Source organism: Arenimonas sp. (assembly GCF_035312645.1).
Taxonomy (GTDB): domain Bacteria; phylum Pseudomonadota; class Gammaproteobacteria; order Xanthomonadales; family Xanthomonadaceae; genus Arenimonas.
Genome location: NZ_DATGBO010000018.1, coordinates 24,612 through 34,211 on the forward strand (window position 1 = coordinate 24,612; position 9,600 = coordinate 34,211).

Genomic DNA, 9,600 nt, shown 5'->3' on the forward strand with positions numbered 1-9,600 from the left:
GCTGATCGACTGGGCGTAGATGAGTGCCCGCGCCCATTTCAGTCGCCGGTGGCAAGCCTCTCCCGCAGGCGCGGCGTCGCGTAATCGAGAAAGGCGCGCAGTTTCAGCGGCAGGCGCCGCTGGCCGGGGTAGACGAGGCTGACCGGCAGCGGCGCGGGTTCGAACTCCCGCAAGACAGCCTGTAATTGGCCGCTGCGTTGCGCCGTCTCGATCTGGTAGGAAAGCACGCGGGTCACGCCGACGCCGGTTGTCGCCGCATCGATGGCGGCTTCGGCGGTGTTGACCATCAGCCGCGAGCGCACCGGGACGCTGATGTCGGCGCCGTCCACCCGGAAGCTCCAGGCCTCGGGCGCACTCATCGCATCGAAGGTGATGCAGCGGTGGTCGCTGAGTTCACCCGGCGACGCCGGCTGTCCGTGCGCGGAAAGATAATCCGGGCTGGCGCAAACCACGCGGCGGATGGCGCCTAGACGCGTGGCCGTCAACCGGCTGTCGGGAAGCTCGCCGATGCGCACGGCCAAGTCGACGTGCTCGTCGAGCAGATGGACGACGCGGTCGCCCTGGACCAGGCGCACGTTGACTTCGGGGTAGGCACTGAGGAATTCGGCGATCACCGGCAGAACATGCAGCCGGCCGAACACGATCGGCGCGGTCACCACCAGGTCGCCGCGCGGCTCGCTGAACTCGCCAGCGGCGGCGCGCTCGGCGTCGGTGACGTCTTCGAGGATGCGCTTGCAGGCGGCCAGGTAATCGCGGCCGGCATCGGTGAGCGTCAGGCGGCGGGTCGAGCGATTGAGCAGGCGCGCTTTCAGATGCGCTTCCAGATCGGAGAGCTTGCGGCTGATGGTGGCCAGCGGCATGCCGAGTTTGCGGCCGGCGGCGGACAGGCTGCCGCCCTCCACGGCGCTGAGGAAGACGGTCATCGCCTCGAGACGGTCCATGCCAACTATTCCAGTATTCGGAAGGATGATTCCATTATATCCAGTCTAGTTCCAATCATCGGAACTACTTAGGCTTTCTCCACCGGGCGCAACGCCCATTACCGCAAGACCCCAGGAGAACGCCATGTCCCGTATCGCCATCCCCGCCAGCATCGAATCCGCGCCCGCCGCCGCCCAGCCGCTGCTGCAGGCTGTGAACCAGCAGCTCGGCTCGGTTCCCAACCTGTTCCGCCTGGTCGCCACCAGCCCGGCCGCGCTCGAAGGCTATCTCGGCATGTCCGGCGCGCTGGCCAAGGGTGCCCTGCCGGCGCCGACCCGCGAGCGCATCGCCCTGGCCGTGGCCGAGATCAACGGTTGCGCGTATTGCCTCTCGGCGCACGCCTTCCTCGGCAAGAACCTGGCCAAGCTCGACGACGCCGAGATCGCAGCCAACCGCAGCGGGACCTCGAACGACGTCAAGGCCGCCGCCGCCGTGCACTTCGCCGCCAAGGTCACGCAATTGCGCGGCAAGGTCAGCGCCGACGACGTGCTCGCGGTGAAGGCCGCCGGCTACAGCGATGCGCAGGTCATCGAGATCGTCCAGCACGTCGCGCTCAACACCTGGACCAACTACATCAACGAAGTGGCCAAGACCGAGATCGACTTCCCGGTGGTCGCGTTGCGCCAGGCCGCGTAAGCCCAGCGCGAGAACAACGCCGGCCGTGGCAACGCGGCCGGCGATTCGTCTTCCCACAAATTTTCTGGATCGCACATGGATCGTCCGCCACTGCCGCCGTTCACCCTGGAAACCGCCACGCAGAAAGTGCGCCTGGCCGAGGACGCCTGGAATTCGCGCGATCCGTCCCGGGTCGCGCAGGCCTATTCGGTCGACAGCCGCTGGCGCAATCGCGGCGAATTCCTGCAAGGCCGCGCGGCCATCGAAGCATTCCTGGCGCGCAAGTGGCAGCGCGAGCGCGAGTACCGGCTGGCCAAGGAACTATGGAGCTTTCGCGACAACCGCATCGCCGTGCGCTTCGCCTATGAATGGCAGAGCGCGCGCGGCGACTGGCAGCGCAGCTACGGCAACGAGAACTGGGAGTTCGACCAACACGGGCTGATGCGCACCCGCATCGCCAGCATCAACGATGTGCCGATCCGCGAGGACGAGCGCCTGTTCCACTGGCCGCTCGGTCGTCGTCCAGAGGCACAGCCTTCGCTGAGCGCGCTCGGCCTCTGAGGTCCGCATGGACACACCGCACTACAGCAGCGACATCGCTTTCACGCCTGCAGTCAAGGACCTGCAGGCACGCAAGGGTTCGCGCCGCGCTTACGCGAAGATGGAAGCGAACGGCTCCTGGGCGATCGCGATCACGCCCGAGCTCGAAGCGTTCATCGGCGAACAACGCAGCGTCTTCCTGGCGACCGTCAACAGCGACGGTCAGCCCTATATCCAGCACCGCGGCGGCCCGCCGGGATTCCTGCGCGTGCTGGATGCGCGCACGCTGGGCTTCGTCGATTTCGCCGGCAACCGCCAGTACATCAGCAGCGGCAATCTCACCGAGAACCCGAAAGCGCATCTGTTCCTGATCGACTACCGCCGGCGCAAGCGCGTCAAGATATGGGGTCAGGCGCGCATGACCGAGGCCACGGACGCGCTGCTTGCGCAGCTCATGCCCGAAGGCTACGAGGCCAGGCCGGAACAGGTAATGCTGTTCACGGTAAACGCCTGGGACGCCAACTGCCCGCAGCACATTCCGCCGCGCTTCGAGGCCGAGGAGGTGTTGGCGGCGCTGAAGGAAAAAGACCAGCGCATAGCGGCGCTGCAGGACGAACTGGCGCAGCTGCGCGGCAGGATGGAAAACAAGGGGTCTGAGTAAATTCTCGTTTGGATCAAAAGGGGGCGGAGGTATTCAATTACTTCCAGTCCCTTCCATTTCCTTGTGGTCTGTTCTCGCAAGCCCTTGCCGACGGGCGTCCCGATGCATTGCGTGGTCCGTCTTTCGACAAAGGCGCGGATTGATTCGACCCGTATCGTTGGCTGCGAACGCAGGCCTTGCTCGCTGCGGTCGACGTAAATATTTCCGAACGCGATCGTTGCTTGCCGAATCCGCGAAGGGGGGGGTGGGGATGATTGAGAGAGAGTTGCGGGAGATTGTGGTGAGTTTCGCCACAGCTACGGTCGAAAAGGTACTCTGACCCCGGTTGTGTGCCGGAAAAGGTACTCTGCCCCCTGTTTTGATGTGGTGTTGTAATGCATCGAGAACGTTATGAAGTTTAGAGATCGCAGCCTCCGCGAACTTGCAGAAATGGTCATTGGCGACGCCGACCATTTTGAATATCGGTCAAGCTCGTATATCACTCGCTTTTTTCAGGAGTGTGATCTCGATTTTGTCCATGACGGTTCCACTCGATGGATTTGGACGTCGGACAGACTTGCTGAATTGCTAAATGAGCCGCAGTCAGCGGCGTTTGTCCTTCCCGAAAGGTTTGTTCACGTTTTCAGAATCCTTATGCTCAAGGCAGATGCGGCGGACGACGATGCCGGAAGGGTTCGTGCGCTCGATGCACTGAACAAACCGTTTTCTCGAGAGGGTTACGAAGCCTTCTATGGCGAGGACGATCAATTATATCTTCGTCACGTCGGAACAAAGACGGTGTCTACGGCTGCAAATCCACATCGACCTTTCACGCCAGATGAGCTGTCGCGACGGGATCGGTTGGAGCGCTTCCTCGATAAATGCTCTGAAGACGAATTAATCGAGGATGTGCTGCTCCCCCTTTTTCGTCAGCTCGGCTTTCATAAAATTACGTCAGCTGGTCACAAGGATAAGGCACTCGAATACGGCAAGGACGTCTGGATGCGTTACGTTCTGCCGACTCAACATGTTCTTTACTTTGGCGTACAGGCGAAAAAGGGAAAACTCGATTCATCGGGCACTAGCCAAGGCTCGAACGCAAACATCGCTGAGATATTCAATCAGGCTCTCATGATGTTAGGGCACGAAATCTTCGATCCAGAGACGAGTAGGCGGGTGCTCGTGGACCACGCATTCATAGTTGCGGGCGGGGTAATCACCAAGCAAGCGAGAAATTGGTTAGGAGGCAAGCTAGATGCGTCCAAGCGGAGCCAGGTTATGTTTATGGACAGGGACGATATCCTGAACCTTCACATTGTTTGTAATCTGCCCGTGCCGGTCCATAGCAGCGATCATAGACCGCTTCCAGGCGACGACGACATTCCGTTCTAGTCAGCGATCACCAGAAATTCAAGATATTTGCTACTAATTGAGGTTATAGCTTGGATATTTCTGAACTTGCAGTGCGACTCACGATTATGCTCTTGCCAGGCGTCGTCGCAGCTTCTGTAGTCGAGAGGCTTACGGTTCATAAGCCATGGGATCCGTTTCGATTCGGTTTGAATTCGGTTCTGCTCGGGGCTGCATCTTATTTGGTTGCTCAGATAGTGATGCTCCTTGCGATGTTATTCGGCGGCCAATATCAGCTGTTGACCTTTTGGAGCTCGCTTGATCAGTCGCAATCAGTCATCAATTTCCCGGAAATTCTTGGTGTCGTCTGTGTTGGGCTATGCTTGGGACTCATTTGCACGATCGCGATAAACACTAGAGGGATTCACCGGTTGGCCGCGAAATTCGGTATCACCGAAAAGTATGGCGATGATTCGCTGTTTTATTACTATCTGAATTCGTCGGACGTGGCATGGGTCAGAATTTTGTTGCCTGATCAAAATAAGCTCGTTGAAGGGGTTAGGGAGAGCCATTCCGAACAGGACGGATGCCGTGAAGTTTTGCTGAGAGATGTGAGGGTGTATCGCGCTGACGACCACAAGTTTTGGTATGAGGTAGAGGCCATGTATATTTGTTCGAAAGAAGATCTGTTGATCATCGAGCAGCCGAGAGGGAAGAAAAATGGTTGACAAGAAGAAGCCGATTCCACTGAATGAAGGCGTCACGAAGGGAATGAAGCCGAATCCCAGCGTCGTTCCGCCCAGACCTCCACCTCCGCCACCGCCACCGCCTCCAAAAAAATAACCGCCAACAAAGGGGCCAGAGTAAATTTCCGTTTGAAACAGAAATTCACTCTGGCCCCTTTTTTTGACTTCAGTTCTTGAAGCAATTTTCCAAAACAGGGGTCAGAGTAGTATTTCTCTGGGGCCGCCATCAGCGGCTTCTAAACAGCGGTACGGCACTTTCCCAAAGCGAAAGACTAATGCATGCGCACAGACCGCCCAGATTTCACTTTCGCCCTGCTGGAAGAAGAAGTCGCCAAGTATTCGCCTGACATCCCGTTGATAGATGCGGCCGGAAAAGTGAGGGCTTTTCTGCTCGTTGGGATGGTTGGGGCGCTTGTCGGCATGACGGGAATTTTCTTCCCGTCCATCCCGGGACGAATCTGGTTGGTCGTCGTTGGTGGGGCAGCGGAGGTCATCGGCCTCGTCACGAGCTTTGTCTTGCAGCTGAAGCGTGATTGGAAAAGTTTACGCCAGGGAAAAGCGGTCTTCGCTGGTGCAATGGATGTGGATTACGCGCGTTATCGCCAATTGATCGAGTGGCTGCGCGGCTATCCGTCCACCACTCTTCGAGATGGCCTGGGTTATGTCCGTCGTCGAAGCGAGACGATGAGACGGAAGCTCGGGCTACTAAGTGGTGGGGTTGAGAGATTGGGGATTCTTCCGTTGGTCGTCGCTTTGTTTCTGCAAGTGCGCAGCTTTACGTGGTCTGGAAGCGTGAACTATCTGGAGTTGATCGCTGCCGCGTTTCTTGTAATTTTGTATGGCGCGAGTTGGTGGTCGGTGCTGACGGGGCTGCGCTTGGATTTGTACCAGTCGGTGTTGTCGGATGCGCTTGGCGATGAGGGGTGAAGGGTGTCAGGTCAAAGCTGCTGAGTGTTTGATCGGATCAAATTCTTCTCAAGCTTTTGACGGTTGAAAACATGGGTCAGAGTAGTATTTCTTAGCGACTGCAGTAGGTGGCTTCGAGGCAAAAAGTAGGAGCGGTGGAAACGGTATCAGGGACACTTTTCCCTTAGCCCCTGCGGCCATTATTTGGAACTATTTCCCGCCGCAGTACTTCCGGCACGCTCACCGGCCCTTGATCAGGTCTAGCGTCCCTGCGCATCGATCATCGCGATCCGCGCAGGGGAGTGACCGATATGCCGACCGTCGACCGCCGCCAGTTCCTGAAACTCGCCGCCGCACTGGGCGCGACCCTGGCCTCGGGCTGTGTGCCCGTGCGCCCTTCATCGAGTGGCTGGCGCGAGCGCCGCGACCTGTATCCGCAAGGTGTCGCATCGGGCGATCCCGATGAGCAAAGCGTCCTTCTCTGGACGCGACGCCCGTATGCGGACGGGCGCAAGAGCGCCACCTTGCTGGTGGAAATAGCGGACGATCCGGCGTTCACGCGCGTGATCGCGACGACGGCGGTGCGGGTGTTGCCCGAGAGCGACTGGACCTGCCGCGTGCTCGTCGCGGACCTGCAACCGGCACGCGAATACTGGTACCGCTTTGTCGACGAGGACGGCAGCGGCAGCCGCATCGGCCGCACGCTGACCGCGCCCGCCCCCGACGATTCCCAGCCTGCGCGCTTCGCTTTCGTCAGTTGCCAGTGCCTGCCCGAGGGCGCGATGAACGCCTATCGCAAGATGATCTTCGAGGACGAGCGCGCCGCGCCCGAGGAGCGGATCGGTTTCGTGCTGCACCTGGGCGATTTCATCTACGAGGTGGTGCAGTACCCCGATCAGGTCAAGAACGGCCGCTACGACCGCAAGCTCACCTTCCCGATCAAGTACCCGAAGGGCAAGGTCGTCGCCAAGAATCGCTTCTGGGTGCCGGACTCGCTGGAGGATTACCGCGTCGCCTACAAGGCCTACCTGCTGGATCCGGATTTGCAGGACGCGCGCGCCAGATGGCCCTTCGTGTGCATCTGGGACAACCACGAGATCTCCTGGAACGGCTGGCAGTCGATCCAGGAATTTGCCGGCACGGACGGTTGGGTGCCCGCGCAGACGCTCAAGGTCGCGGGCAACCAGGCCTGGTTCGAATACCAGCCGGCGCGGGTGCTACCGCCGGGTTCGAAGCTCGACACCTTCAACGCGCCGCCCGTAGTCGACACGCTGGTCAAGGACTTCGACGACACCGGCCTGGGGACCGAAGCCAACAATCTCGCCGCGATCAACAGCCTGATCATTTATCGCGCCTTGCGCTGGGGCCGGCACATCGACCTGATCCTCACCGACCAGCGCAGTTTCCGCTCGCGCGACCCCGGTAACCACGACGAAATCAACCCGCTGTTCGAAGGCGACACTTTGGGTTTCGTACCCGAGGAATTGTGGGCGCAGCTCGACGCCGGCCGCGACTACGCCAACGGCCATCCGCCGGCGAAGCTGTCTTTCGGCGACAAGAGCGTGGCCAATTATCGCGCCGCCGAAGCCGCGCAGACGATGCTGGGAGCGAAGCAGAAAGCCTGGTTCCTCGAACGCCTGCGCGGCGCGAAGGCCACCTGGAAGATCTGGGGCACTTCGCTGGGAACGCCCGACCAGCGCGTCGATCCGCAAAATCTCCCGGCCGCACTGGGCAAATGGCCCGACGGCGCTGGCTTTGGCCTCATGGCCACCTACGACTGGGGTGGCACGTACCACGAGCGCGCCGAGATCTTCGACGCCGTGCGCGATGCCGGCATCACCGGGTTCGCGATCGTAGCCGGCGATCGCCACAGCTTCTGGGCAGGCTATGCGGCCAAGGCCTTGCCGCCCGCCGCGTTCGAGCCGGTGGGCGTCACTTTCGTGGGCGGTTCGATTTCTTCCGTGGGCTCGGCCGAAGCCAACGAACACAATTTTAAAAAGGACGATCCACAGCGTCCGCTGTACGTCGCCAATATCAATGGCGGCCCGCCGCAGCCCACCATGAACTTGCTACTACGCCACGGCGTGCGTTCGGCGCTGGAATACGCGCGCAGCGGTGACCATGAGAAAGCGCGCGCTGTCAGCAATCCCGACCTCGCGCCGCACTTGTCCTTCGTCGACGTGGGCGGACACGGCTACGCCACCGTCCGCGTTGATGCCAACACGATGGTGACCGAGTTCGTCTGCATCCCGCGGCCAATCGCGCGCAGCCCCGGCACGGACGGCGGGCCGCTGCGCTATCGCGTCCGCCACGAAGTGTCGTTGTGGCGAGCAGGCGAGCGGCCACAAATGCGGCAGACGGTGGTGGAAGGCGATGCGGGGTTGGCGGTGTAGGAGCGACGCGAGTCGCGACTTGCGTCGCTCCTACGGGCAAAAGGGGAGCCAGAGTAATTAATTCCCTCCGTTCCTTCTGGTCAGCGATGGCCTGTGTACCGCCCTGATTCCCGTGCCTCACATCGAGTGTGCGTATCCTGCGTCACACCCCTCGTCGGAGATTCCCATGCGTCCTTGCCTCCATCCGCTGGTGCTCGCTATCGCGCTGGCATCGCCCCTGATCCTGTCGCCTGCCTATGCCGCTGATGAGAACGCTGTCGCTGCTGACGCGGCAGCGGACGCGCCGGCGAAGACGCCGCGCGGCACCACTTTCATCCTGCCCGCCGGCTTTACTCAGCGTGTGCAGGGCAACGCAGTGCTGGTGATGCCGCCCGAGGCGGACGGGTCGCGTGTGGCCATTGTTGATGCGACGGCGGCGACGGCGGACGCGGCGGTGGCCGAAGCGTGGAAGGTCCTCGGCATGAGTCCGAAACTGTTGGTTGCAAGCGATGCCGCGCCGAAGGACGGTTGGGAGGCACGGCGTTTCTACGATTACGACGTTGCCGCGAACGCCAAGCGCGTTGTCGCTGCGAGTGCCTTCCGCAAGGGCACGACGTGGACCGCGGTGGTGATAGACGTGGACCAGGGCATCGCCGAGAAGCGCGGCTCGCAATTCGGAAAGCTGTCGCAGCGCTTGCAGCCCGCCGGCTACAGCCGCGAAACCTTCGCTGGACGTACCGCGCACAAACTCGATGCCGCGCGCCTGCAGCAGATTGCCAGCTTCGTCGAACAGATGCGCAAGGAGTTTGATGTGCCCGGCGTGGCCATCGGCATCGTGCAGGACGGCAAGGTGGTGATGTCGCAGGGCTTCGGTGTACGCCAGTTGGGCAAGCCCGACAAGGTCGACGGCGACACCCGTTTCATGATCGCTTCGAACACCAAGGCGCTGACGACGCTGATGCTGGCCAAGCTGGTGGATGCCGGCAAGCTGGACTGGAATGCGCGCGCCAAGGATGTGTATCCGACCTTCAAGCTCGGTGATGCGGCGACCACAGACAGAGTGCTGGTCAAGAACCTGATCTGTGCGTGTACTGGCGTGCCGCGCCAGGATTACGAGTGGTTGTTCGAGGGCGAGAAGCAGACGCCGGCCACGGTCATCGCCACGCTGGGCACGATGCAGCCGACGAGTGGCTTCGGTGAACTGTTCCAGTATTCGAATCCGATGGCGGCGGCGGCAGGTTTCATCGGCGGCCAGGTGGCGTATCCCGGCACGGAACTCGGTGCCGGCTACGATCAGGCCATGCAGAACCTGGTGTTCAATCCGCTGGGCATGCGCAACACCACGTTCGACTACGCCAAAGCGCAGACCGGCGACTATGCCGCGCCACACGGGATGGACATCAGCGACAAGGTGCAGGTCATGGGCATGGACTTGAACGACACGATCCGC

At 60.9% G+C, this 9,600-nt stretch carries 10 protein-coding genes; 8 read left to right on the forward strand and 2 right to left on the reverse strand.

Going from position 1 to position 9,600, the window contains the following annotated elements; translation table 11 throughout:
* Positions 1 to 38 precede the first annotated feature (38 nt).
* Complete coding sequence (locus VKM35_RS01540; RefSeq protein ID WP_324317633.1) at positions 39 to 941, reverse strand: LysR family transcriptional regulator; 903 nt, start codon at positions 939 to 941, stop codon at positions 39 to 41.
* Between the two features lie 124 nt (positions 942 to 1,065).
* Between VKM35_RS01540 and VKM35_RS01545 the strand changes: the two genes are divergently transcribed.
* From VKM35_RS01545 to VKM35_RS01565, 5 genes are all read left to right on the forward strand, one after another.
* Positions 1,066 to 1,617, forward strand: coding sequence for a carboxymuconolactone decarboxylase family protein (locus VKM35_RS01545; protein ID WP_324317635.1), 552 nt, complete (start codon positions 1,066 to 1,068; stop codon positions 1,615 to 1,617).
* Between the two features lie 75 nt (positions 1,618 to 1,692).
* On the forward strand, positions 1,693 to 2,157 hold the full coding sequence (locus VKM35_RS01550) for a nuclear transport factor 2 family protein (RefSeq protein WP_324317637.1): 465 nt from the start codon (positions 1,693 to 1,695) through the stop codon (positions 2,155 to 2,157).
* Positions 2,158 to 2,164: 7 nt separating this feature from the next.
* Complete coding sequence (locus tag VKM35_RS01555; RefSeq protein ID WP_324317639.1) at positions 2,165 to 2,797, forward strand: pyridoxamine 5'-phosphate oxidase family protein; 633 nt, start codon at positions 2,165 to 2,167, stop codon at positions 2,795 to 2,797.
* 390 nt (positions 2,798 to 3,187) lie between these two features.
* Positions 3,188 to 4,168 (forward strand): hypothetical protein, encoded by a 981-nt coding sequence (locus VKM35_RS01560; RefSeq protein WP_324317641.1) that lies wholly within the window; start codon positions 3,188 to 3,190, stop codon positions 4,166 to 4,168.
* A gap of 50 nt (positions 4,169 to 4,218) precedes the next feature.
* A complete protein-coding gene (locus VKM35_RS01565; RefSeq protein WP_324317643.1) occupies positions 4,219 to 4,854 on the forward strand; it encodes a hypothetical protein in 636 nt (211 codons plus the stop codon).
* A 32-nt stretch (positions 4,855 to 4,886) separates the two neighbouring features.
* Here VKM35_RS01565 and VKM35_RS01570 read toward each other — a convergent pair whose 3' ends face one another.
* Positions 4,887 to 5,099: a hypothetical protein gene (locus VKM35_RS01570; protein WP_324317645.1), complete on the reverse strand. Its 213-nt coding sequence runs from the start codon at positions 5,097 to 5,099 to the stop codon at positions 4,887 to 4,889.
* A 52-nt stretch (positions 5,100 to 5,151) separates the two neighbouring features.
* Here VKM35_RS01570 and VKM35_RS01575 point away from each other — a divergent pair, with 52 nt between their 5' ends.
* The 3 genes from VKM35_RS01575 to VKM35_RS01585 all read left to right on the forward strand — a co-directional run.
* On the forward strand, positions 5,152 to 5,799 hold the full coding sequence (locus VKM35_RS01575; RefSeq protein WP_324317647.1) for a hypothetical protein: 648 nt from the start codon (positions 5,152 to 5,154) through the stop codon (positions 5,797 to 5,799).
* A gap of 290 nt (positions 5,800 to 6,089) precedes the next feature.
* Positions 6,090 to 8,171: an alkaline phosphatase D family protein gene (locus VKM35_RS01580; RefSeq protein ID WP_324317649.1), complete on the forward strand. Its 2,082-nt coding sequence runs from the start codon at positions 6,090 to 6,092 to the stop codon at positions 8,169 to 8,171.
* 166 nt (positions 8,172 to 8,337) lie between these two features.
* Positions 8,338 to 9,600, forward strand: a 1,263-nt coding sequence (locus VKM35_RS01585) for a serine hydrolase domain-containing protein (RefSeq protein WP_324317651.1), incomplete at its 3' end; no start/stop codon positions are given.

Excerpts from the sequence above, each read along its gene's own strand:
- VKM35_RS01580 (WP_324317649.1), top strand. The coding sequence starts at position 6,090 with ATGCCGACCGTCGACCGCCGCCAGTTCCTGAAACTCGCCGCCGCACTG.
- VKM35_RS01575 (WP_324317647.1), top strand. The coding sequence starts at position 5,152 with ATGCGCACAGACCGCCCAGATTTCACTTTCGCCCTGCTGGAAGAAGAA.
- VKM35_RS01540 (WP_324317633.1), bottom strand. The coding sequence starts at position 941 with ATGGACCGTCTCGAGGCGATGACCGTCTTCCTCAGCGCCGTGGAGGGC.
- VKM35_RS01545 (WP_324317635.1), top strand. The coding sequence starts at position 1,066 with ATGTCCCGTATCGCCATCCCCGCCAGCATCGAATCCGCGCCCGCCGCC.
- VKM35_RS01570 (WP_324317645.1), bottom strand. The coding sequence starts at position 5,099 with ATGGCGGCCCCAGAGAAATACTACTCTGACCCCTGTTTTGGAAAATTG.
- VKM35_RS01555 (WP_324317639.1), top strand. The coding sequence starts at position 2,165 with ATGGACACACCGCACTACAGCAGCGACATCGCTTTCACGCCTGCAGTC.
- VKM35_RS01550 (WP_324317637.1), top strand. The coding sequence starts at position 1,693 with ATGGATCGTCCGCCACTGCCGCCGTTCACCCTGGAAACCGCCACGCAG.
- VKM35_RS01560 (WP_324317641.1), top strand. The coding sequence starts at position 3,188 with ATGAAGTTTAGAGATCGCAGCCTCCGCGAACTTGCAGAAATGGTCATT.